Here is a 24,708-nt window from a genome sequence, read left to right as displayed (position 1 = left end):
TTTACTGTTTCCTGCTATACATTTACTTTGACCAAATTATCAATTCACCATTTTCAGCACCTGCGGCAATTTGGTTACCTTGGGGATGCCATGCTAGACAAGAAAAGCCTTCTGAGTCTCCTGTGAGAATTTGCAATACTTGCTTGGCTTGTTGCCATAAACAAATCCAGCCATCAGCACCAGCAGAAGCAAGCAGCAAGCTGTTGGGTGCAAAAGCGATCGCATTAATTACATCTACATGATTAGTTAACACCGTTGCTTCCCAACCCAGTGATTCATCAGGCGACTTTTCCCACACGATAATACCGTCAACACTACAGCAGGCTAAAAGAGGCGCATTGTTTTGGTTACTAATGTTTGACCATGCAATTTGGCGAATTTTTCCAGGAAAACCCCGCATTACCCAAGGCTGGGGTTCTTTGCCAGAGATTAAGAGCTGAGTTTCAACAACAGTCAGCGTGCGATCCATATTAGCAGAAGCGAGATACTTGCCATCTGGCGACCAAGCCATAGTAATACAAGCAGAAGGTATATCTAGTATGTACGGTTCTTCATACCAATCTTGGCTATTCCATACCTTTACTCCCCGATGACCGCAAATAGCAAGGTACTCCCCGTCGCTAGACCAGTCAATACCCAGTGCTGAAGACGACTCAAAATTTAGGGTAACAACAATCTCACGAAAATCAGCATCCCAAACTTGGACGTAGCGCCCCAAACTAAAAGCTAGCTGGTTGCTGGTAGGGTGCCAAGCCAGTTTGTCAATCCAAGCGGTAGCATTTCCTAAAGTGCTGATTAATTGACCTTTTCGCCATATTTTTACTCGTCCGTCTTGCCCACCTACAGCTAAGAACTGCCCATCATAGGAAAAGGCAAGGCAGTTGAAAGATACATCATTACCAACTTGCAGAGTAGTCAGCTTTTCATTTTCCCATAGTGCAACTTCTCCAAAAGCAGAAGCGGCTGCTAAAGTTTTACCTTGTGGTGACCAAGCGATCGCTGTGATGTAATCTGAAAGTGTCGTGAAAAATAACTGTTCAAACTCTTTAGAGTCAATAGTAGAGGGATTCATAACAATTAAAACTTTAAAATTTTTGAGAAAAAAGTAAAAAGGCTTAAGCCTTTTTACTTTTTATCTTCGCTTACGCCATACAAGCGAGAAAATCTTGTCTAAGTTTGGCTTCATCAAGGTTACGCCCAATGAACACCAGTTCGTTTTTCCGGGTTTCGTTTGCTTTCCAAGGCCGATCAGGTTTACCTTCAAAGATCATATGCACTCCTTGGAAGACAAAGCGATCGTCTTCTCCAGCAATGTTCAAAATTCCTTTCATACGGAAAATATCAGCCCCCTGGGTTCGCAGTAATTCCCCTAACCAACTGTTTAATTTCTCTCCATCTAATGCCCCTTGTTCTACTAAAGCCACAGAAAATACAGTTTCATCGTGTTCGTGGGCGTCTTCCTTCAAGAAATTTGGATCGATTTCCAAAGCACGATCCAAATCAAAGGCTTTCACGCCTAAAAGAGCATCCATTTCTACCTCAGAGTTACGAGTACGATGGATTTTTGCCATCGCATTCATTGAGCGAATCCGCCTCTCTAACTCATCTAGCACGTCTGGTGTCACCAAATCCGTTTTATTTAGTAGGATTACATCGGCAAAAGCAATCTGTTCTTGTGCTTCGTCCGCTTCCCAATGCTCCCAGATATGCTTGGCATCCACAACCGTAACTACCGCATCTAGCTCTATTTTGTCCCGCATATCTTCATCAACAAAGAATGTTTGAATCACAGGTGCAGGATCTGCTAGTCCAGTAGTTTCAATTACTAAATGGTCAAATTTATTACGGCGTTTCATCAAATTGCCGATAATGCGAATTAAATCACCCCGCACCGTACAGCAAATACAGCCGTTGTTCATCTCAAAAATTTCTTCATCCGTATCGATAACCAATTGATTATCGATACCTACTTCCCCAAATTCATTCACGATCACAGCAACTTTCTTACCGTGTTCGTAGGTGAGAATGCGATTGAGCAGAGTAGTTTTTCCTGCTCCCAGATAGCCGGTGAGAACTGTTACTGGAACTACGTCTATTGTCGCAGCACTGACCATATCCCAGATGCCTCTCGCGTTTCAAAATGATAATCAATTTCAATTTAACCACTGATGCCCAGATAGAGAAAAGCAGGGCAACAAATGATTTAAAGAATATAACGGATAAAGACAATAAAGCAGAGGGGCAGGGGAGAACTACATAACCACTGTACGGGCGGGTTTAGAACAAAATTCTCAGTTTGAAAGGCAAGATGATCAACAAAACCCGCCCCTACTAACCACTAACTATTGACTAAAAAGGGTAATATTACCTCTGCTACAGCTTGTGGGTATTCTTCATGCATTCCTAAGGAACCAGGAACAACTGCTGCTTGCACTCCGTTTAACGCTGCCAAAGCATCCATGTCAGCACGTGATTTTGCGGGAGAAGATTCTCCAATTACTACCATCAATGGCACAGACAAATTCCGAACTAGTGCCAGAAAATCAGTTTGGTTATGTACGGCATCAAGAGAACCTGTTACGAAGGCAGCAGGGGCAAATCTACCTCCTGGCTGTTGGGTATTTTGCCACTTGTGTTCGATAAAACTAGGAGTAAGCTTGTTTGCGTCAACGTAAACGTGACGACGGTACATAAAACTTAAAAAAGATGGTACGGTGTTGAGCTTATAGAGAATTTGACCGAGGATAGGCGATCGCACTATTTCCCTAAAAATTCCAGCTAACTGCCGATTAGCTCCCATTGTCGGTAAAGGGCCACGCCAAGTTGGTGCTACTAAAACTATGCGTGAAATTGCGGTTGGATTTTCTTTGGCTAGTTTCAGAACATAAGCTGCACTGTGACCAGCAGCAACTATTGCGATCGGGTTATTAAATACAGAGGTAACAAAATTTTCGAAAAAACTCTGATATAAATTAGGGTCATAACTTACAGGCAAACGCGAAGAGTCGCCAAATCCGGGCCAATCTACTGCTACTACTTGAAAATAGGGAGCTAGTAGCTTTGCAATTCCACTCATTTCCTCTCGTGTGGAAACTGTACTGAAAGCTGGTAGCAGCAGTAGTGGCGAACCACTGCCAAGAGTTTCATACGCAATTCGCAATTGCTGGTTTTTCCAGTTCCAAGAAAGTTCTTTTACTTCTCCACCTAGACCGAAAGTTGTAGGAGTTGATAATAAATTGGTAGACATTGGACAAAATTTTGTAGTTGTTTTGTTATTGGTTGTTGGTTATTAGTTATTTACTCTTAACGCTCCTACTCACCATTAACTAGTTAACAACAGCGGTGAATCTCCTCAAAATATTCATTCTAGATTCTTTAATTTTTAATTCTTAATTCTTAATTTTTAATTCATCTGTAGGGGGTTGACATTCCAAAGCTTTTTTTTGCATGGTTTTGAAAATATTATAAAAACCATTAGCGCGGGAAGGCGTTAAGCTAACATTTAAACCAGTTTCTTGAATAAAATCTGGGGTAAGTTGAACAATTTCATGAGATGTGAGTCCATTTAAACCTTCAATCAACAAACCCACTAATCCTTTGGTTAATTGAGAATCAGAGTCACCCTGAAACACTACTTTCCCATCTTCCAAGATAGCTGTGACATAAACTTGGGAAACGCAACCAGGAACTTTGTTTTCTGGTTGTTTATCAGCTTCGGGAAATTCTTTTAACCGCTGACCGTACCAGATTAGCTGTTCATAACGGCGTTTGGGATCTGTAGCGCGTTTAAAACGCTGGACTATTTTGGCAAGATTAGGTGGTAGTGAATCTATGCTAGAGGACATAACACGACAAGGTAATCAACGCTCCCACCTTGAGTGTAGATTATCTTGAGGGTTGATTGCGCTTTGATTGGACTATTAGGCTAGTAGTTTGCCATAAAAATACAAAATAGAAAACTCAAGACAATTAGACAAGAGCATTCAACACAAGAGTATATAAAATCACAATATGAAAGAGTGGTATAAAGAAGACTTAGCCTATATTCATGATGTAGGTCACAGTGACTTCGCTCTCAAATCTGCCCCTGGAATCTTAGAAATCTTTACTCAGAACAAAGTATGTAATGGTCTAGTAGTAGATTTAGGTTGTGGAAGCGGATTATGGGCGCAAGAACTCTCCAAAGCTCATTATCATGTTCTGGGAGTGGATATCTCTGAGGCGCTAATTGCGATCGCACGAACAAGAGTACCAGATGCTGAGTTTCGAGTCGAATCGCTGTTCAAGACAGATATTCCACCATGTAATGCCGTTACTTCGATTGGTGAGTGTCTCAACTATCTATTTGATCCAGATAATAATTGGCAAATGTTAATTCAGTTGTTTCTTCGTGTATACAGTGCTTTAACTCCAGATGGTGTCTTCGTCTTCGATATTGCGGAACCTGGACAAGTATTACCAGAAAACGTAACTAAAGGGTTTTCTCAAGGAGAGGATTGGGTGGTACTAGTCGAAAAGGAGGAGAACCGAAATCTTCAGACATTAACCCGTAGGATTACTAGCTTTCGGAAAATAGGAAAATATTATAGACAGGCTGATGAAATACATCATCTGCAATTATATAAGTCTATAGATATAGCAAGAGAACTTTGCCGATTAGGTTTCCAGGTTAGCAGGATGAGTAGTTATGGAAGCTACTATCTGCCGAAAGCTCATACGGCGTTCGTTGCACATAAAATAGTATAAGGTAGCAAAAATAACAGGTTGACGACTTGAACAAGCAGATGAGATTACAGGTTTTTTCGTAAATCAGTCAATCACGGGAATATTCCACAAACCTTGCCATGAAAATATCTTTTCCTGTTAAGAGTTCCCTATTTTCAAGTTAGACTCTCATGTAATAGATTACACAACGAGAAAATGAAATCTTTTTCTCTAGCCCCTAGCCTCTAGTCCCTAACCTCTATTTTTAAGTTAGGAATTACGTTGCGTAGGTAATTCTTGTTGCAATTGATGCCGTCCATTGCGGACAATGCGCAACATATCGTGAAGTTGCTCCTCAATATTTTGTAAAACGCTGTCCGCATACTCATCAGCCCCATCTTGAATTGCTTGAGCTTCTGCGATCGCAGTTCTTCGCATTTCTTCTATTTCTTGCTGACATTGGCGACGTTTACGATCAATATCTTCGAGAGTTTCTTGCATCATAGCTTCGCACTCTTGCTGCACTTGTCGCCGCAATTCGGAGGCTTCTCGCTCTGCCTGCTTGAGGATTTCGCTATTATCTAAAATTTGCGCTCTTTTGGCTTGTGCAGCTTCTACAATCTGCTGTCCGTACTCTTCAGCTTGTAGGATAATTTCCTCTTTGTGTATGAGAATTTCTGCTGCTTCTTGAAAAGCTGGTGGCAGAGACAGCCGAACAAAATCAAGCTGTTCGAGCAATTTTTCTTCATCCACTAACGTATATTGCGTCAGTGGAATATGTAAGCTAGTAAGGATAATTTCCTCAAGATGATTGAGTTCCTGGTTAATATCTATGCTTCCTGTTCGCGTAGAGTCTTCAGAGATTCCATCGCGGAACTCTGGCGGGGCGGGAATGCTTCCGTTGCGATCGGATTCGATATGGGCTGGTTTTGGGCGTAGCATTGGTAAATATCCAGGGCGACGTGCGGGGGAACAAGATGATCGACAGAACCACCAAACCTTGCGATCTCTTTTACCACACTACTACTTAAAAAACTATACTCGTTTGATGTTGCTAGAAAAACAGTTTCTATATCGGTAGAAAGAGTTTTATTTGTGTGAGCCATTTGTAGCTCGACTTCAAAGTCTGAAATTGCTCTTAGCCCGCGCAACAGAACAGAAGCTTGCCGCATTTGGGCATAATTAACAGTCAAACCATCAAAGGCATCTACTTCTATATTAGTTAGATGTTTAGTACATTGACGAATCTGTTCTAAGCGTTTTTGCACTGTAAACAGAGGCATTTTGTTAGGATTTCGCAGTACGGCAACAATCACCTGTGAAAATAGCCGACTGCCGCGTTCGATGATATCAAGGTGTCCCAAAGTAACAGGGTCAAAGCTACCTGGATAAATGGCAATCACAATTTTTTGCCTCACAGTTATTTAGGTGATTATATCCAAGCATAGTTTATTCATTGCAATATGCATTTTTACTTTACAATTAACAGTCTATTAATTATTAGCTAATCAAAATTGACAAGTCTACTGCTGCAACAGTGGCATCACTATATCCTCAAAGATTTAATTGGCGATGTCAATATCTTAATCAATAGGTGAGCATGGCAAAATGTTGATGGGGCGATCGCTTCCAGAAGTTATTCTTTGAATCCATCTATCAAAGTATCCTGGGGCAGCGTTAGCACTCCCTTTAAGCCACCCTACTCTGCCTTGAAGGGCTACGCCCAACCACGAAGAGGTACCAACTAGGTACCCTACAAAGACGCCTCTGGCGTCTACAGTAAGGCACACCGTAAGTAGCTTAATCAGTTTTCGGCTGTCTGAGAAGCCGCCAAATTCTATTTGTTTAATGAAGTGTCACAATCAATTTTGTGGCTGTTGCAGTTGCAGCGTGACAGTTTAGAGTTATGAGTGCTGAGTTAGGTACTTCTGCATGGTATTGGATCTTTCCGTCTTACCTTTGGCATTTCAATTTACATCTCCTGGGCCGATTTTTGTGAGAATAGGGCCGATCGCTATCCGCTGGTACGGCTTGTTGATTGCTACAGCAGTATTAATTGGTGTTGCTCTCTCCCAGTACCTGGCAAAGCGCCGTAATGTAAATCCAGAGTTGATCGGTGATTTGTCAATTTGGTTGGTAATTGGAGCGATTCCAGCAGCGCGGCTATATTATGTTTTGTTTGAATGGTCAGAATATGCTCAACATCCAGAGCGAATCATTGCCATTTGGCAAGGAGGTATTGCTATTCATGGAGCAATTCTCGGTGGTCTAGTAGCATCTATAATTTTTGCCAAACTTAAGCGTGTTTCTTTTTGGCAACTGGCGGATTTAGTGGCTCCTTCACTGATTTTAGGACAGGCGATCGGACGTTGGGGCAATTTTTTCAACTCTGAAGCTTTTGGCGATCCCACCAATTTACCTTGGAAGCTTTATATTCCCCCAGAACGCCGTCCCCCAGAACTTGCCAACTTTGAATATTTTCATCCCACCTTTCTATATGAATCTTTGTGGAATTTAATGGTATTTGCTTTGCTCATCACGTTGTTTTTTAGAGGTTTGCGGGGCAAGCCACCATTAAAAACAGGTACTTTGTTTACGTTGTACTTGGCAGCCTACAGTTTAGGACGCTTGTGGATTGAAGGTCTTCGGACTGATAGCTTAATGCTTGGGCCTCTTAGAATTGCACAAGTGGTGAGTTTAGTCGGAATCTTCTTAGGATTAGCTGGATTAGCCTGGCTTTATATTGCTAACCGTCCGTTGCCTGATGTGGTTTCTACCCCTCAAAAGGAAGGACAGAAGGGGAGATAGGAAGAGGGGGAGTGGGGACACGGGGAGGTGGGGACAAGGAGCAGGGGAGCAGGGGAGAAGGGAAAAGACTAATGACTATTGACTAATGACCAATGACTATCCCAATAAAAAATGCCCCAGAGTGTTCTCCAGGGCTTAACCAGGGTGCATCTACCAATCACCTCTACTAGATATAGAGGGTTCATCCGGAAAGATACTGAGAAAAACTCAGAAAAATTTTTTGAAAGATTAATTTCTGCCCATTATATGCGTGAAAATACTAGTAATTTTAGTAATGATAAACATCTTGATTTTATAAAACCATCTGTGTACATTGTGGGGGCAGGGCCGGGTGATCCAGATTTATTAACAATTAAGGCACAAAAACTGCTAATGGCTGCGGATGTAGTTTTATTTGCTGATTCTCTAGTGCCACAACAAATTTTAGAATTTTGCCGGGAAGACGCGGAAATAATTCGGACAGCAAACAAGACTTTAGAAGAAATATTGCCGATGATGATAGAACGGGTACGATTGCAAAAGTCTGTCGTTCGTCTTCACTCCGGTGATCCCAGTCTTTATAGTGCTATCCACGAGCAAATGCAATTGTTAGTTGAAGCAGAAATCCCCTTTGAAGTTGTTCCTGGTATTAGCGCCTTTCAAGCTGCCGCCGCCAAACTGAAAGTAGAACTGACTGTTCCCGGTTTAGTTCAAACAATTATTCTCAGTCGCATCAGCGGACGCACCGAAGTTCCCCCCAAAGAGGAATTAGCTTCCCTGGCTGCCCATCAAGCAAGCCTGTGCCTATACTTGAGCGCTCGCCACATTGAAACAACTCAAGCCAAATTACTGGAACATTATCCAGCCGATACCCCCGTGGCAATTTGTTTCCGTCTGGGCTGGCCTGATGAAAAAATATGGATTGTCCCTCTCAATCAAATGGCAGATTGTACTCAAAAAGAAAAGTTAATTCGCACCACGCTTTATGTAATTAGTCCTGCACTAAAAGAAGCAACAGCGAATTTACCAAACATAGATATAGCGCGATCGCGTTTATATCATCCCGAACACAGCCATATATTTCGTCCTAGAGGATAAATCAGACGCCTGCTTTTCAGTTCCCGCTGTTCGATACACTTAGCAATGGAACACTTAAGTAGATTAATTTATGCTCGACGAACAGGCTAAAAAAACAATGCTACAGAAAATTCCCCACGGATTGTATATATGTGGTGTCAAAGATGGGGAAGAAGTCAACGGTTTCACTCTTAGCTGGTTAATGCAAGCTTCATTTAAGCCTCCCTTAGTCGTAATTTGTGTCAATCAAAATTCCATATCTCATCAAATGATTAAAAATAGCGGCTTCTTTGCTGTCAGCTTTTTGGAAGAAGGACAAAAAGACTTAGCGCAAAAGTTCTTCAAGCAGATGCGCCGGGTTGGTAATAAATTTGAGGATGTAGAATTTTATCTGGGCAAAACTGGCTGTCCAATTATTTCGGACTCCTTGGGATACATTGAGTGTCAGGTTGTCGATGTAGTGGCTCGTGGTGATCACACTATCTTTGTTGGTGAAGTCACAGCTGCTGGCGTTCACCGTGAAGGTAAACAGATGCTACTGGAAACTACAGGCTGGCAGTATGGTGGCTAAATAGTTAGGAGTTAGTAGTTAGTCATTAGTCTTTTCCCATCTCCCCTGCTCCCCTGCTCCCCCTCTCCTTGTCCCCGTGTCCCCTTGTCCTCTTCATTCCCCTCTCCCTAGCCCCTGTTCAAGATTGAGCAGTGCTTCTTTACGACTAACTCCCCAACGGTAACCTCCTAATCCACCATCTTTTTGAACTACGCGATGGCAAGGAATAACTAGTGCGACTGGGTTAGTAGCACAAGCTCTTGCCACAGCCCGTACAGATTTTGGTTGTGCGATCGCTTGAGCAATGTCACTATAGCTAGCTGTGCTTCCGATTGGTATTTTTCGTAAAGCCTCCCAAACTAGAAGTTGAAATACTGTAGCTTGCACGTCTAGGGGTAGACTGGGACAAATGCTTCTTCCGCTGAGGTAGTCCACTAAAGCCTGAGTCCAAGCATAAAGCTCATCGTCACCAGACTGAAGTGATGCACCTGCAAACTCTTGTTTTAACTCCTCTAGTAGTGCTGTTGCTGTTTCCCCCAGCCGTACACAGCATAAACCCCTTGTAGTGGCTGCCACTAATATCTCTCCCAGAGGTGAGGAGGCGATCGCATAACGAATAGTTTCGCCCTGCCCATGTTTTTGATAGGAAGCTGGTGTCATACCTAACTGTTGCGGTGCTTTTTCGTAAAGACGGCTACTTGCTCCATACCCAGTTTCATAAAGTGCATTAGCGATCGTATCCCCTTGTTTCAAGCGTTTTTTAAATCTTTCCATTCGGCAAACATCTGCATATTGAAATGGCGTTACACCAGTTATCTGCTTGAATATTCGTTGCAAATGCGCGGGACTTGTAGACACATGAGCGCCTAATTCGGCAAGTGTAGGGATATGCTCTACTTGCGCTTCAATATAACGACAAGTTGCTAACACTTTAGCATAAGCAGAATTTGGTGCTATTGAGTATTGTGGTTGACAGCGTTTGCACGGTCGATAACCTGCTGCTTCAGCTTCTTCAGACTTTCTAAAAAAGATAACTTGATTGCGGTTAGGTTTGCGACTAGGGCAACTTGGGCGGCAGTAGATGTGAGTGGAGTGTACACCATAGAAAAACACTCCATCCAAACTTGTGTCTCGACTATTGATAGCCTGCCAAAAAATTTCCTCAGATAATGAAACTTGCTGCATTTTATACTTTATCCTTCCACTATCTTTAAATTTCTGAAGTCGGATGCCATAGACGAGAAATCAACCTTCCATCAATTACGGCAAGGCTAGCAAAAATTAACACCATGCCTCCAAATTCAGTCCATGGCAGTTGCTCGCCCAGAACAAAGATGCCTAAAACTAAAGCGCTAACTGGTATTAAAAATGTTACTAGTAATAAGTTGCTTGCACCTGCTACAGCTAAGATACGGAAATATATCAAGTAGGCAATTGCCGTACTGAATAAAGACAATCCTAAAACAGCCAATTTAGTAACAGTACTCAAATGTAAAATCCAAGGGCGATCTACCAACAATACTAGCGGCAAGACCAGAACTGTTGTACTTGTTAGCATTCCCGCCGCGGTGACAGTAGCAGGCAAAGTTTTGAACCGACGACCGTATATTCCTGCACAACCGTAGAAGCAAGCAGCACCTAAAATAGCTAATTGTCCGAGACTATTTAGACTCAGCCCATGTAATGTATCTAGTCCAATTAATACAATGACACCACATAATCCCAAAAAAACTCCAACTAAACGGTTAGGTGTCAGACGCTCATCTTTAGTAAAAAAGTGAGCTAGCAAAATTGTGAATAAAGGTGTTGTTGCGTTGAGAATCGCGGCGAGGCTACTGTTAATTTGGGTTTGTCCCCAAACAATCAGGCTAAATGGGATTAGGTTATTCAATGCTCCCATCACCAAAAATTCACGCCACAAGCTCAAAGAAGCAGGCATTCGTTTCCTACTGATAAAGACAAAGATAGTTAGCACGATCGCAGCTAAACTAACCCTGCATAGAACAACTGTAAGTGGTGGCAAATCTCTAAGAGCAATTTTAATCAAAAAGAATGAGCCGCCCCATAATACAGAAAGGGTGATGAGAAGTATCCACTCTGAAATGCCCATTGAGAGTTTTTGCATATCAATGATCTCAATAACTTTCTCAGTGACCCTAGATTAGGCGTATTTCCAGATTGGCTTCTATCCGATCCTTGCGATCAAAGTTGGTTAGGGACTAGGAAAGAAGCAGAGGGGCTTAAGGAGCAAAGTGGAAGATTAAAAAACTGGAACTTCGAGATTAGAAGCTCAACTTTCACCTTCAGAAGCTTAATCTCTTTGTCCCCGTGTCTGGGTGTCCCCCCGTCTTTGCCCCTCCTCCTCTTCTTCTATGCCTCTACGGTTCGATAAACTTAACAGTGTTGAATCAAAAAAATTATTATGCCGTTGATTAAAGTCCAAACTTCTGTATCTACACCAGACAAAACTGAAGTTGAAGCAATGCTCAAAGCCTTGTCAGCAAAATTAGCTAAACATACGGGAAAACCAGAGTCTTATGTCATGACAACTTTTGAAGGTGAGGTTCCCATGACTTTTGCTGGTACAACAGATCCAGTTTGTTACATAGAAATTAAAAGTGTTGGCACAATGAAGCCAGATCAAACCCAAGCGATGAGTCAAGACTTTTGCCAGGAGGTTAATCAAAAGCTGGGTGTACCAAAAAATCGAGTTTATATTGAGTTTGCCGATGCTAAAGGCTTTATGTGGGGCTGGAATGGCACAACTTTTGGTTGATAAGATTTTAACTACATTTATGATGGGAACACTCAAATAAGTGCAAACCAAAATACTGGGAAAGTTCCTCACACACTTTTACTCCTCGCACGCTATTACCACGTAAGTCTAACCGGGGCGAAAACACTGCTATGCCCATTTGATTTGGGACTACAGCGATAATTCCACCAGAAACTCCACTTTTTGCAGGAAGACCAACTTTGTAAGCCCATTCACCAGCAAAGTTATACATTCCGCAAGTGTACATAACGCTGAGAATATCTTTGATATAACGGCTATCAACTGCTTGTTCTTTTGTGATCGGATTGATGCCTTTATTCGCTAGAGTTGCTGCCATTACTGCTAAGTCGTGGCAATTCACCATTACAGCACACTGCTGAAAGTAAAGGTCGAGTGCTTCATCTATTGGTTCGTCAATCATGCCGAAGTTGAGCATGAGGTGCGCCATTGCCCGGTTTCGATGTCCAGTAGTGCGCTCGGATGTAAATACCGCTATATCAACGAATACATCATGACCAATGTATCTGCGAAACATATCTAACATCCGATTGAGACGCTCACTAGCACCAAACCCTTTGATCAAACTGGTGGTAGCGATCGCACCCGCGTTTACCATTGGGTTGTAAGGCCGTTTTGATTCCTCATCCAAGACGATGGCGTTGAATGCATCTCCTGTAGGTTCTACGCCAACTCTAGTCAATATGTACTCTCGACCATGATCTTCTAGTGCTAATCCATACACAAACACTTTAGATATTGACTGAATAGTAAATAGTTGGTTGTAATCTCCTACTCTATAAACGTCACCGTTAATAGTGACTATGCAGATGCTAAAAGCATCTGGGTTTACCTTTGCTAGTTCTGGAATGTAGTCTGCCACCGCACCCTCTTGCTCTGACTTGTACTTGTCATGCAAGTCATCTAGAAAAGATTGAAGTGGCAATGAGGCTATCTGTAAATATTTTTGGTTAGCCATGAAGTTAATAATCTAAGTGTGAATGATTACGCCTTCTCTACTACACTAGGCTACTTGTGGTATTTATTTGCCGTGGTGACAAAATCATCGAATCACACCAGCAAATATAAGTAATTTTTGAAATGAGTGATGTTCTTTAATCGTGTAAAAAATGTTTCCTTAAATCAGAACAACTCTAAAACTCTGTTTTAAGATGTGTTGTATTTTATTTGACTAAAATTCTTGTATTTATGTGTGACTAGAAAAAGTTAGTGTATTAATTTAGATGTCATAATTGCTACGACTTTTCGCGCTATCCTCTAGCTTCTGAACCGGGAATGTATTTGAGTGAGCTACTGCCTTTCTCAATATTTTGGGAGGAGAAGTTTGCCTGGATGGGTTCCCAGTTTCCAGGCTATAAATCAGTGAGGACAAGAACTGTATTAACTCAGCGCTATTTGGGTGTGACTAAAATAGCGATTTCATTTATCTAGATTTATGATGAGCAATCTCTCTCTAACTTCCAGATTTAATATTTAGCTACAATTTATTATTAGTAACAAATTTTACGTAGAATTATTTTAGATTTACGAGAAAGTATTTTAGGTACAATTACTCTACGTAAGTAATTATTTTATCATTATAGTAAACAACAGCACTCTTTACCATTAAAGAGCTTTTTCGGCAAGGTAAATATATCACGTAATTGATTTAAATACCAAATATCATTAAGGTTTACTAATAAAATTTCTAATCCATCAAAAAAAGTGTTACCAAAGCGAAATCCGCTTTTGAGCAAGGTTTTGCCCCTGAAATTCAAATTTAATTTTGATAAATTTACCTATTCTTACGCTAAAACCCTGATCCCCAAGCTCAAAAGTTCATGTTAGTCTGTTGCAGTTACAAAGCAAAAAGTGAAAGCGGAACGAGTTCGGTTGTTGGGCAAAGTCACTCTTAGTAGTACAAACCCACGAATCATGAAATCTCTGTTCTACAGTTGCTTTAATATTGGACGCATGAATCAAAAACATTTGTGGACTGTTGTCGCTGTTGCTAGCACCGTTTTGGGGACACCGTTAATTGGACGTTCTGAAACCGCACAAAAAACGGCTCAACCCTCTCCTACTCAGCCTTCTGGTGATGTGGTAAAAGTGGGAGAATACAAATCTCCAACAGCGAATCCTGTTTCTAGTGCGGCTCTGATCGCGAAGATTCACACGCATGAAATGGCAGGTCGCCCAGCGGCAACTCTCTATATCCGCGATATCCCCGTTCTCACCTTTACAGGCAACAAGCCAGTAGCCAGCACAGAAACGAAAGTTGGTGAAATCGCTAACGTGAACGGGGTATACAAAACTCTTGATACCAGCAGCACTACCAAGGTGGCAACAACTGGCGGAACAGTCGCGGTTGTAGGCAATCAAGCAAACTCTGCTCAAAACGACCCAGTGCAAAGAGCTAGTGTAGTAGCAGCGAAAGTTAACCAGTTAGTCCTGGACAATGTGGACTCTGACAAGATTACTGTCAGTTGGAAAGCAAAAGATGCATCTACAGCAGCATCAGGAAGCCAGAACAAAAGCCTAGCTGCTCAAGATTTGCTTAACGGTCGTTTTGTGATCAAAGCCAATAACAAGGAACTCGTAGAAATTAATGAGGATACGCGGTTAGCAGATACGACCAAAGATTTAGCACAAGACGCACTACAAGTAACCAATCGTCTGCGCAGACTCATAGGTAACGCATCTCCCTTAAATAAAATTGCCGACTTACCACCAGTTCGCGTACCTATGTCAATACCAAAGTTGCCACAGAAAGTAGCTGGGCAAGTGCTTGCTAGCTTCAGAGGCATAGCTTCCTTTTATGGCTACGATTTTGCTGGCAATCGTACTGCTACAGGTGAGAGATTCAATCCAGAGGCAATGACAGCTGCCCATCGCAGCTTACCCTTTGGAACGCGAGTACGTGTTACCAACACCCGCAATGGTCGTTCCGTTGTTGTACGCATTAATGATAGAGGGCCATTTATTCGTGGTCGAGTTATTGACCTTTCCACGGGTGCAGCAAGGGTTTTGGGAATGCTCGGTAGTGGACTTGCGCCAGTCAGAATAGAAGTCTTAGGCAGGTAAGTTAAACGATGAGAAGCTAGTAGTTAGTTGGTGGTTTTTCTAACCAATAACTAACTACAAACTACTCTGAACTTTACAGATATAGACTGGCCATAGACATTTGCAATTCAAAATCTAAAATTTCAAACGGATATAACCACTTCCTCTGTTCCCTTATTTATTTAATCTTTTTATCCTCTAGTTAATACTCTCTTCGGTACGTTTTCAGATATAAACTAACTGGGGAGAGCAACAGAAAGACTAGGGGTATTTTTGTGCGCCTGTTGACAACAGTTGCAGCATTGCGCTGCTATCTAGCTAAACGCCGCTTAGACAATTTGCTTTTAGAGCAACAGCAACAATCAGAATTTGAAGTGACTGACAGATCCTTGACGGCGATCGGTCTAGTTCCCACGATGGGAGCTTTGCATCAAGGTCATTTAAACTTGATTCAAAGGGCGCGTCAAGAAAATGCTGTGGTAATTGTCAGTATTTTTGTCAATCCTCTGCAATTTGGCCCCAATGAGGATTATCAACGTTATCCCCGGACTTTAGACCAAGACAAACAACTGTGCGAAAAAGCTGGAGTAGATGCAATTTTTGCGCCTAATCCGGAGGAAATGGGAGTTGATCTGAAAAATTTACAAGAATTAAAGGTTACACAAGTCATTCCGCCATCTGCTATGATTTCAGGTTTGTGTGGCCGTTTTCGGTTAGGCCACTTTCAAGGTGTTGCCACGATTGTGACTAAGCTTTTTAACTTGGTACAGCCAGATCGAGCCTATTTTGGTCAAAAAGATGGGCAGCAACTGGCTGTTATTAGACGGCTGGTAGCTGATTTAAATTTTGCGATTGAGATTGTTGCTTGTCCAACGGTAAGGGAAGCATCAGGCTTGGCTTTAAGTTCTCGCAACCAATATTTAAGTGCAACGGAAAAACAGCAAGCAACGATGTTGTATCGCGGTTTGCAGAGAGCAGCTACCAAGTTTTATGCCGGCGAACGTGACGCTCAAACGCTGATATCAACAGTACAGCAAGAACTCGCACTCGCCAGTTCTTTGTCTGTGGAATATATTGAATTGGTTGAACCGACTACGTTGATACCTTTAGAAAAAATTGAGGAGGAAGGAATGCTCGCGATCGCCGCTCGTCTTGGTTCTACACGTTTGATTGACAATATTATTTTACGCGATCGCCAACCAATCATCGCCATTGACGGGCCTGCTGGAGCCGGAAAATCTACCGTTGCTCGTCAAGTGGCAGCAAAACTAGGTCTAGTTTATTTGGATACAGGAGCAATGTACCGTGCTATCACCTGGCTGGTTTTGCAGGAGGGAATTGTCCTTGATGATGAGTGTGCGATCGCCCAATTAGCTCATAGATGTGTAATTGAACTAGCTCCCAGTCAGGATTTACAATCTCCTGTACGAGTTTCAATTAACAATCGTGACGTTACTCAAGCAATTCGCTCGCTAGAAGTAACATCCAAAGTCTCGGCGATCGCAGCACAAACTGCTGTGCGGCAAGCACTGGTGAAACAACAGCAAAACTGGGGTAAAAAAGGTGGGTTAGTTGCAGAAGGACGGGATATTGGTACTCATGTTTTCCCTGATGCAGAAGTGAAAATATTTTTAACTGCATCTGTACAAGAACGAGCACGTCGTCGCCTCAAAGACTATAAAAAGCAAGACCAATCTACAATTTCTTTAGAGCAACTTGAAAAAGATATTGCCGAACGCGATTGGAAAGATAGTACCCGCAAGGTTTCTCCTTTAAAGAAAGCACCCGATGCTATTGAAGTTAACACTGACGGTCTTTCTGTAAATGAAGTGACTGAAAAAATAGTGGGCTATTACCAGCAACGTTTATCTAGGGACTAGGGACAAAGAAGAGGACAAGGAGCAGGGGAGACAACAAGACTTGGGGCAAGAACGTACTGATCGATTCTCCGTGTCCCCGCGTCCCTTTGTCCCCGTGTCCTCTTCCCAGTCCCCAATTTAAAACTTTGGTCGAACAGCTAGCAAAATGCTTGCTTTTTCGCTATTTAAAGGTTGTGAGAATAAATAACCCTGTGCTTGGTCACATTCTAACAACCTTAGTTGTACTAACTGATTCATTGTTTCTACTCCTTCAGCAACTACACTCATCCCTAAGTTACAAGCCAAGGTAATAATGGCTCGAATAATTGCTAATTGTTCACCATCGTTGTCAAGTCGAGCGACAAAGGAACGGTCAATTTTTAAAACATCAATCGGAAAATAGTGCAAATAAGCCAAAGACGAGTAACCTGTGCCAAAGTCATCAATACACAATTGCATCCCCAAAGCTTTTAGTTGTCGAAGAACAGTAGCAGCTTTTTCAGGGCTTGCGATAATTGCACTCTCGGTAATTTCTAACTTTAAACAGCTCGGAGCAAGGTTAGTTTCTTGTAAAATTTGGTCGATCTGCTCAACTAAATAAGGTTGGGCAAACTGTTTGCCAGAAAGGTTGACGCTGATACTCAAAGGCTCGATCTCAGGAAATTGTAACTGCCATTGTCGTAATTGTTGGCAAGACTCACGTAATACCCATCTACCAATCGGCACGATTAGTCCAGTTTCTTCTGCGACTGGAATAAACTCAGTAGGAGGAATTAGCCCTCGTTCTGGATGCTGCCAGCGAACAAGTGCTTCAAATCCCATAATCCTACCTGTTGCAACTGATACAATTGGTTGGTAGAACACTTGCAACTCCTGTCGCTCAATTGCCCATCTTAAATCCGTTTCTAACTGCAAAAGTGCAACTGCCCGGTCATACATGGTAATATCGAAAACCATATGCCAAGCTTTACCTTGCTCTTTGGCATGGTAAAGGGCAGTATCAGCATCTCTAAGCAAGTCTGCGGCTTGAGCGTACTTGGCTGTACCTAAGACGATGCCAATGCTGGCAGTTGTAAATACTTCATATCCGTTTAAGTTAAATGGTGATTTTAGTACCTGATGAATATTTTCTGCTACGCGAATTGCGTCATCAATAGACTGGATGTGAGAAAGCAAGATAGTAAACTCGTCTCCACCTAAGCGAGCCACAGTATCGTTATCGTCAGGGTGCAAGCAATTTTGGAGCCTTTGGGCAATTGTCACCAGTAGTTGATCGCCAACTAAATGCCCAAGGCTATCATTAACAAGCTTAAAACGATCAAGGTCTAGAATTAATACAGCAAATAGGTCATCTGGGTAAAGTTTTATTCGTGCGATCGCTTGCTCTAGTCTATCCATAAACAAAACTCGGTTGGGCAGTCCAGTAAGAGCGTCGTAGAAGGCATGGCAGACTAACTTTTTTTCCATGCGTTTGCGATCGGTGATGTCAGTAACCATCCCCAACGCTCCAGTATAATTTCCTTGCTCATCTAACAACGGCGCACAAGAAACCATTGCCCATAAATCTGAGCCGTCTTTACAACGAAATTTGAAATCGTGTGTCTCGTTAATACCCTGATGACGATGTGAAAGCAGAGTAGTGGCGATCGCTAGCCCTTCTGAATCCATAAAACAGAACAGCGTTTTACCTAGCATCTCATCGATTGTGTAGCCCAACATCGTTGCCATTTGGTGGTTGACAAAGGCAGTGGTATTGTCTTTATCGAGTACCCAAATTCCCTCAGTAGCAGTTTCCACAATCTTACGATACTGTTCTTCTCGCTCCCGCAAAGCCTTAATAGTTTCTAGCCGCTGAGTAATATCGTTTTGAACACCAATAAAATGAGTTAAGCAGCCAGAGGCATCAAACACTGGAGCTAAGTAAAGTTCGTTCCAAAATGGTGTACCATCCTTACGATAGTTCCGTAAAATTACGTGGCACTCTCTTTGTTCTTGAATAGCAGTACGTAATTCCTCAACAGCTGCTTGATCCCGTTCATTTCCCTGTAAGAAACGGCAGTTACGTCCAATGACTTCACAAGCACAATAGCCTGTCATCTTTTCAAAGGCTGGATTAACATAAATGACAGGATTATCTGGTTGATTGGCATCTGTCAAAATAATCCCATTACTGCTAGCAGAAAGCGCACGTTCCATCAAATGCAAACGTGCTTTTAAATGTTGGTATCTAATTGCTAATGCTGGGATTGTAGAGCCTGTGGTAGTTACAAAATCAGAGTTTATGTTTTCTGATTCTGCTTGGGTACTTATATCTTCAGTTGTATCCCCAAGCAAGGCATTTATATGTTTTGTTCTAGGCTGCTCATTGAATATGAATAGTGCTGCTAGTTTATCTTCGTAGTGAACTACTTTAGCTGAAATAAAGGCTTCAAAAATATCTCCATTAATTTTTTTTAACTGTACTGCAAAGTTTCTAACAGGTTCACCATTGTCAAGCTTATTAGTCAATTGAGTCCATAAAGCAGTATGAGCATAAAATTCAGAAGTTATTTTATCCAGCTTTTGATATGAATCTGTTCCAAATAAAGAATCTAAAAGTTGATTTTTAAATAGAATCTTACCGCTTTCAATACATACAATCACAACAGGAAATGGGCTAAGTTCTGCTAAGGAGTAAAATAGTTCTTGCTGTTCTAATATTGATTGCCTATATTCTTGTCGTAAGTCTCGATTCGTATCTTTACAACTAGTAAGATTTTCCTCAATCGTAGATATCAACTTGTTTTTATTATTGTTTAGCTGATGCTGATTTGCGTATACCTTGCCACGAGTAAAAACCATTGCCAGAGTTGTATAAACTGCCAAAGAAACCAAGCTAAACATCCCATCATTTCAAGAAGCGTTGACAAGTGACCTCATCTTGCTTCTATGTCACTAGAAGAGGAAGGCTATTATTTTGCTTTTACAAGTTTGTATAAATGCTAATTATTGATAGCGGTAATTTAAATATATTTACTGAAAATGTTTTAGCACCTATAGTTCACACAATAAAAACAGGATCATCGTTTTGAGTTGATTGTGTATATTTCTTTAACTATTTTTTACTTTACCCCTTTAGATAGATATAGTTACATTTTTCACTAAAAATTTACAGTCACATAACATTTCTTAAACTTTGTCAAGCCAATGATTATGTTATAAATTATACTAAATTCTTGTTGTGATTACGCAATTTACTGTAATCATTGGTTTTAGCGCTTAATTCTGTAATTGAAAAATTTATTACTGGTTTACATACAACAGCAGTAAAGAAATATGATTCAAAAAGACAAAAAAGTTACGTCTGATTAGCCTCATAACCTTCTGCCTCTTGCACTAGAGACTACTGGATAAACTCGCTATCCTATAGAAAGAGCAAGACGATACTTAAGAAATGAGCTTTAAAACCTTTGAGTGGAATCTGTATCATCTCCGTCCTTGGCTTATATTCATAGCAGTTATATGGTTGCTAGGGTCATTGGGCTTAGGCTGGTTGGTTAATTCCTTGCTGATTATTGTTGGGCTACTTTTGTTAGCACCCATTCTTGCGTTTTTCGGATTCCGGTGGTGGCTGCAACGTAACCTAGTTACTGATCGCTGTCCCGTGTGCGATTATCAATTTACGGGTTTAAATAAGACGCAGTTACAGTGTCCTAACTGTGGGGAGCTTTTGTTAGTGCAACAGGGGCATTTTCAACGCTTTACACCAGAAGGCACAATTGATGTCACAGCAGTTGAAGTACCAGCCAAATCACTGGAAGATTAGTCAAGAGTCATTAGTTGTTGGTCAGTACAGACGCGATTAATCGCGTTTGTACAATTAGTGGAGTGGTAAGCAGTGTGATTTTGAGGAGCCACTTTAGTGGTGAAACAGCACTGTGGAAATGCTTCTTTGAAGAGAACCACTAACCACTGTAAAGGCGGGTTTTGCCGATGATTGTTCGGTTGAAACAGACAATTTATTTTCTAAACGCGCCCTTAAAGTGGAGAGTTGTGTGTTTTGGAGCGAGTGCGGTGGTGAGACAATTCGCTTTTGTGTGTTTCCCGTTGTAATAACTGTGTACTCCTACTCTACGAAAAGGGCTATGCCCAATGGAGAACTCATAGAGTACCCGTTCCCCCAGAGGGGTTTGCCGAAGGCAGGATTAGTAATTAATGACTAATGGCTAACTATAACTACTATCTACTAACTAATTACTCATAATTACATTACTAAAGTCATCAATATCCTTATTTATTAAATTATTAACAGTAGAGAGAAATTCATGCTCTAAATAAGGTTTAGTCAAGTAAGCGGTTGCACCTAATGCTTGTGCCAACTGACGATGTTTATCAGCACTACGAGAAGTAAGAATTAAGACTGGTTTATTTGCTAGATTTTGGCTTTGCCGAACATTATTTAATAACTCAAAGCCATTCATTCTCGGCATTTCAAGGTCAGAAATTACAAGCGAAACTTCAGGATGTCGCTGTAACTTTTCTAAAGCATCTACACCATTTTGAGCTTGTAGTACTTGATAGCCAAATTTTTGGAGAGTTAAAGAAAGGGTTTGGCGGAGACTAATTGCATCATCAACCACTAATATGACTTTTGCTGTTTTGTAATCTGGTTCTAGAGACTTATTGATTGTGGTTGTTGAAGAATTTGTGGAATCAGAAGCAGCTGGTAGCAGTGGAGATTGAATAGTGATTCCAGATAACGGCAAAGCTTTTTGATGGAGTGAATGGACGATTGGTAAGGTTACAATCTCAACTGTTGCTTGCATCTCCTGAGATTCCAACAACATAACACTATCAATCACTAAAATCAGGGTACCATTTGCCAATGTTGTGCAACCATAAATATATTTAGGAGGAGCGATCGCACTACCTAAAGGTCTAATTACTAGCTCTTGCTCGCCGATTATTTGGTCAACTTCTAAACCTAAAATTTCTCGATTATGACGAAGCAAAAGCACGGGTTTATTCATTTCCCCAATATCATTAATTGTGAGCCGATGAGATGATAGACTACTTCGGTTGAGCGAACTATTGTATTGCATTAGCTCTGAAAGTTGGCGTATGCTAACTATACATTCATCGTTGTTTGTATTCCAATACAAAGTTTTTCTACCTTCCAATTCTTTGATTTGGTCTGCACAGGGAAGTAAGATTTTTTCAATACTGTCTAAAAGCAAGGCATAAACAGCTTCTCCTGCTTGGACTATCATTAATTGTTCAGTAGTCATAGAAAAAGGAAGTTTGAGTGTAAATGTTGTTCCTTGATCGGATACAGATTGAACTGCAATTGAACCGTTTAATGCCTCTAGCTGAGAGCGAACAATATCTAAACCGATACCGCGTCCAGAGATTTCGCTGACTTTGCCCGCGGTAGAAAATCCAGGTGCAAATAATAGCTCTAACAGTTTTTCTGAACTTGTAGTATTATTAGCTGGTAAAAGACCAAGTTCAATCCCTTTAGCACGAATTTTTTCTAAATTTAATCCTTGACCATCATCCCGCACTTCAATTAATGTTTGATTACCCTGATGATAGGCACAAATTTCAATTAAACCTTGTTCTGATTTGCCTCTTTCCTTACGAACTTGTGGAGTTTCTATGCCATGATCAAAAGCATTACGTAGTAAGTGTAATAAAGGCTCATAAAGTTTTTCGGCGATCGCCTTATCGATTAGCACCTCTGTACCGATGAGCTTCAATTCTACATTTTTACCATAAACATTTCCTAAATTTTTTATCATCTGGGGAAAGCGATTTAAAATCTTTCCCAGAGGTAGCATTCTTGCTGTAACCAAGTTATCTAACATACTCAGCACTAAACGCTGTTTTTTGTCTTTAATTTGATGTTCTTGCTTAACGAGTAAGTTAATAGAATCAACTGTTTCTTGTAGTTGTAGTGTTTCTTCTAATACTTCGTGTAAAACTAAATTAAATTCTGAATACTCATCCATTTCTAAAGAATCAAAATTTACTGTTGCAACATTTTGTAATTTTTCTTTATTAGCGATATATTGTGTTTTGAGTGGCAATTCTCGTAAATTATTTAAATTTTCTAAATGTCTAGATAACTGTTGAAATAAATTTTCAATTAATTCTGTAATATTCTCGTCATTCAAAGCAACTTGTTTTTGAAAAATCAGTAATTCCCCTGCTAAATAGTTAAGGCGCTGTAATGCTTTAACATCTACTCTAACAGATGTATTATGAAAAGCTTTTTCATTCTGTAATGAGGAGGTTTGTTCTGGATTTTGAAGTTTTTTTATAATATTTAACTCAGGAATAACTTCAATAATTGTTTCAGATGTTTCTTCTGTTTTCTGCTCAAATATATTCAGTTGTTCATAATGTTCAGTTGAATGAAAAGTTTCAATTTCTGCTTCAGTGGTTAGCAATTGACTGTCAAGGTTGGCATTCTCTTCTTTTCCCCAGATTGCCTCTAACAAAGGATTTATTGTTTGTGAAGAGGTAGAGGTAGATATTTCTTTGACTACCAGTAAGTTTTTTAACTTGATGTTGTTAATCCAATTTTTTTCTTGAGCAGTTAGAGGAGAACATTGTTTATATTCTTTTGCTAATTTGTCAACTTTACTTTTGAGGACTTGGATGACTTGATTATCGGTGTCAGTGGAGTACTGAAATCTAGTGATCGCCAGCAAGATATTTACGATCGCACCCTGGCGATACAGACATAGGTTATAGCTATCATCTTGATGTGGCAAAAACTCCCAAAAATCTTTTAACCAATTTTCAATATAATTAATAGTATTTTCTGGCGAAGAATTAGGAATTAATAGAGATAAAGTAAATTCTTCTTCTGGTATCTCTCGATAATGATTAAACCAACCTAAAAGATAGCGAATAACCACTAGGTAAAATTTAGCAAGTATTGGCTTCAAAGGTTTTTTACGAGATTTACTGTTAGTTAAAAAAATATAAAATTCTTCTAATTCTAGGCTCAAAAAGTTATTATTGACGGATTTATTGACTATTTCATCTACCAGTTCTACAGATAAATCGCTAGTTTGATTTATGATTTCATCCATTACCTTTGTTAATGCTTGCAAAGCAGAAGAAGTTTCACCACCACGAATGCGATCGCCTGCTATTACCTTGTCTCTAGCTTGTTGCAAATCTACAAAAGCAATTTTTCCAATTTTGAGTGCTTGCTTGGGGTTAACTGTAAGTGCAGTAATAATGTTCTGAGCAATTTCTCCAAAGCCTGGTAAGTTTAGAGATTCTGCCAAGCCGAGAAAAATCTCAGCGTGAGAGCGTAATATCTCTACTAGTTCAAGAGTATTTGATGGAGCTTTAATTATTTCAGCAATACTTTCTAGGCGTTGTGTTACTCCGGTTTCAAATATAGATAGGACAATATCAAATCCTAGTTCTTCGGATGTGGGAATATGAGTATCGGCACCAAAAGCATCTCCTAATTTTTCTTGCAACAGGGCAAATACAGAAGTTGCTCGTTGTAAAATCTCATCATTATTAATATTACTTTGATTCTGTTCTGACACTAATGCGATTTGGAGACACTCGTAAGCTTGAAATAGTAGCGATCGCAATTCATTATCAATTTCTAGTTCAGGATTATAAAGAGTCTTAAATACATCTTCTAATGAATGAGCAATCTTGTTAATTAATTCTAGTCCAACGTTAGCAGCACCTCCTTTTAAAGTATGAGTGGCTCGCATTAAATTATGCACTTTTGTAACACTATGTTCTTCCAAGCTAAAAAGCTCTTGTTCAATAATTTGTAGTAATTCTGGAGCTTCAGTTAGGAAGTAGATATAGCCTTGTTCGCGGATAGAAGGATCGCTAATCATATTTTGGCTGTTCAATTTTAAATTTTAGAT

The 24,708-nt window shown here is 40.6% G+C and carries 20 protein-coding genes; 8 read left to right on the top strand and 12 right to left on the bottom strand.

Going from position 1 to position 24,708, the window contains the following annotated elements; all coding sequences use genetic code 11:
• Positions 1-22: 22 nt before the first annotated feature.
• The 4 genes from U2718_RS05435 to U2718_RS05420 form a co-directional block, all read right to left on the bottom strand.
• The gene (locus tag U2718_RS05435) at positions 23-1,072 is read right to left on the bottom strand and encodes a WD40 repeat domain-containing protein (RefSeq protein ID WP_341995172.1); all 1,050 of its coding nucleotides are present in this window, start codon (positions 1,070-1,072) and stop codon (positions 23-25) included.
• Positions 1,073-1,142: 70 nt separating this feature from the next.
• Positions 1,143-2,114, bottom strand: a complete 972-nt coding sequence (locus U2718_RS05430) for a GTP-binding protein (RefSeq protein WP_341995171.1) — start codon at positions 2,112-2,114, stop codon at positions 1,143-1,145.
• Positions 2,115-2,338: 224 nt separating this feature from the next.
• Positions 2,339-3,247 carry an alpha/beta hydrolase gene (locus U2718_RS05425; protein ID WP_341995169.1) on the bottom strand — a complete coding sequence of 303 codons (909 nt, stop codon included), beginning with the start codon at positions 3,245-3,247 and terminating at the stop codon, positions 2,339-2,341.
• A 142-nt stretch (positions 3,248-3,389) separates the two neighbouring features.
• A complete protein-coding gene (locus U2718_RS05420) occupies positions 3,390-3,845 on the bottom strand; it encodes a SufE family protein (protein ID WP_341995167.1) in 456 nt (151 codons plus the stop codon).
• Between the two features lie 166 nt (positions 3,846-4,011).
• On the opposite strand from U2718_RS05420, the gene U2718_RS05415 reads away from it, so the two are divergent.
• Complete coding sequence (locus U2718_RS05415) at positions 4,012-4,746, top strand: class I SAM-dependent methyltransferase (protein WP_341995165.1); 735 nt, start codon at positions 4,012-4,014, stop codon at positions 4,744-4,746.
• Positions 4,747-4,974: 228 nt separating this feature from the next.
• Here U2718_RS05415 and U2718_RS05410 read toward each other — a convergent pair whose 3' ends face one another.
• The 3 genes from U2718_RS05410 to U2718_RS05400 all read right to left on the bottom strand — a co-directional run bounded on the left by U2718_RS05410 (position 4,975) and on the right by U2718_RS05400 (position 6,494).
• Positions 4,975-5,646: a DivIVA domain-containing protein gene (locus U2718_RS05410; protein ID WP_341995163.1), complete on the bottom strand. Its 672-nt coding sequence runs from the start codon at positions 5,644-5,646 to the stop codon at positions 4,975-4,977.
• The gene (coaD, locus tag U2718_RS05405) at positions 5,535-6,107 is read right to left on the bottom strand and encodes a pantetheine-phosphate adenylyltransferase (protein WP_341995257.1); all 573 of its coding nucleotides are present in this window, start codon (positions 6,105-6,107) and stop codon (positions 5,535-5,537) included. Before coaD ends, U2718_RS05410 begins: the two co-directional genes overlap by 112 nt.
• 180 nt (positions 6,108-6,287) lie before the next feature.
• On the bottom strand, positions 6,288-6,494 hold the full coding sequence (locus U2718_RS05400; protein ID WP_411813233.1) for a hypothetical protein: 207 nt from the start codon (positions 6,492-6,494) through the stop codon (positions 6,288-6,290).
• Positions 6,495-6,636: 142 nt separating this feature from the next.
• Here U2718_RS05400 and lgt point away from each other — a divergent pair, with 142 nt between their 5' ends.
• From lgt to U2718_RS05385, 3 genes are all read left to right on the top strand, one after another.
• Complete coding sequence (gene lgt / locus U2718_RS05395) at positions 6,637-7,512, top strand: prolipoprotein diacylglyceryl transferase (protein WP_341995161.1); 876 nt, start codon at positions 6,637-6,639, stop codon at positions 7,510-7,512.
• A 246-nt stretch (positions 7,513-7,758) separates the two neighbouring features.
• Complete coding sequence (cobM, locus tag U2718_RS05390; protein WP_341995160.1) at positions 7,759-8,589, top strand: precorrin-4 C(11)-methyltransferase; 831 nt, start codon at positions 7,759-7,761, stop codon at positions 8,587-8,589.
• A 70-nt stretch (positions 8,590-8,659) separates the two neighbouring features.
• Positions 8,660-9,139: a flavin reductase family protein gene (locus tag U2718_RS05385; protein ID WP_341995159.1), complete on the top strand. Its 480-nt coding sequence runs from the start codon at positions 8,660-8,662 to the stop codon at positions 9,137-9,139.
• Positions 9,140-9,232: 93 nt separating this feature from the next.
• Here U2718_RS05385 and ada read toward each other — a convergent pair whose 3' ends face one another.
• Both ada and U2718_RS05375 read right to left on the bottom strand, forming a co-directional pair.
• Positions 9,233-10,303 carry a bifunctional DNA-binding transcriptional regulator/O6-methylguanine-DNA methyltransferase Ada gene (gene ada / locus U2718_RS05380; protein ID WP_341995156.1) on the bottom strand — a complete coding sequence of 357 codons (1,071 nt, stop codon included), beginning with the start codon at positions 10,301-10,303 and terminating at the stop codon, positions 9,233-9,235.
• A gap of 25 nt (positions 10,304-10,328) precedes the next feature.
• Positions 10,329-11,243 (bottom strand): DMT family transporter, encoded by a 915-nt coding sequence (locus tag U2718_RS05375; RefSeq protein ID WP_341995154.1) that lies wholly within the window; start codon positions 11,241-11,243, stop codon positions 10,329-10,331.
• Between the two features lie 297 nt (positions 11,244-11,540).
• On the opposite strand from U2718_RS05375, the gene U2718_RS05370 reads away from it, so the two are divergent.
• Positions 11,541-11,894 (top strand): phenylpyruvate tautomerase MIF-related protein, encoded by a 354-nt coding sequence (locus U2718_RS05370; RefSeq protein WP_341995152.1) that lies wholly within the window; start codon positions 11,541-11,543, stop codon positions 11,892-11,894.
• Between the two features lie 7 nt (positions 11,895-11,901).
• Here U2718_RS05370 and glsA read toward each other — a convergent pair whose 3' ends face one another.
• The gene (glsA, locus tag U2718_RS05365; RefSeq protein ID WP_341995255.1) at positions 11,902-12,879 is read right to left on the bottom strand and encodes a glutaminase A; all 978 of its coding nucleotides are present in this window, start codon (positions 12,877-12,879) and stop codon (positions 11,902-11,904) included.
• A 947-nt stretch (positions 12,880-13,826) separates the two neighbouring features.
• On the opposite strand from glsA, the gene U2718_RS05360 reads away from it, so the two are divergent.
• Together U2718_RS05360 and U2718_RS05355 are read left to right on the top strand one after the other, a co-directional pair.
• Positions 13,827-14,975 carry a septal ring lytic transglycosylase RlpA family protein gene (locus tag U2718_RS05360; protein ID WP_411813232.1) on the top strand — a complete coding sequence of 383 codons (1,149 nt, stop codon included), beginning with the start codon at positions 13,827-13,829 and terminating at the stop codon, positions 14,973-14,975.
• A 254-nt stretch (positions 14,976-15,229) separates the two neighbouring features.
• Entirely contained in the window at positions 15,230-16,834 is a 1,605-nt protein-coding gene (locus U2718_RS05355) for a bifunctional pantoate--beta-alanine ligase/(d)CMP kinase (RefSeq protein WP_341995150.1), read from the top strand.
• 117 nt (positions 16,835-16,951) lie between these two features.
• Here U2718_RS05355 and U2718_RS05350 read toward each other — a convergent pair whose 3' ends face one another.
• Positions 16,952-19,696, bottom strand: coding sequence for an EAL domain-containing protein (locus U2718_RS05350; protein ID WP_341995149.1), 2,745 nt, complete (start codon positions 19,694-19,696; stop codon positions 16,952-16,954).
• A gap of 550 nt (positions 19,697-20,246) precedes the next feature.
• Here U2718_RS05350 and U2718_RS05345 point away from each other — a divergent pair.
• A complete protein-coding gene (locus U2718_RS05345) occupies positions 20,247-20,618 on the top strand; it encodes a hypothetical protein (protein ID WP_341995148.1) in 372 nt (123 codons plus the stop codon).
• Positions 20,619-21,042: 424 nt separating this feature from the next.
• Here U2718_RS05345 and U2718_RS05340 read toward each other — a convergent pair whose 3' ends face one another.
• Entirely contained in the window at positions 21,043-24,678 is a 3,636-nt protein-coding gene (locus U2718_RS05340) for a hybrid sensor histidine kinase/response regulator (RefSeq protein WP_341995251.1), read from the bottom strand.
• Positions 24,679-24,708 lie beyond the last annotated feature (30 nt).

The organism is Chlorogloeopsis sp. ULAP02 (assembly GCF_038404745.2).
GTDB lineage: Bacteria > Cyanobacteriota > Cyanobacteriia > Cyanobacteriales > Nostocaceae > Chlorogloeopsis.
This window is presented reverse-complemented; position numbering and strand designations above follow the sequence as displayed.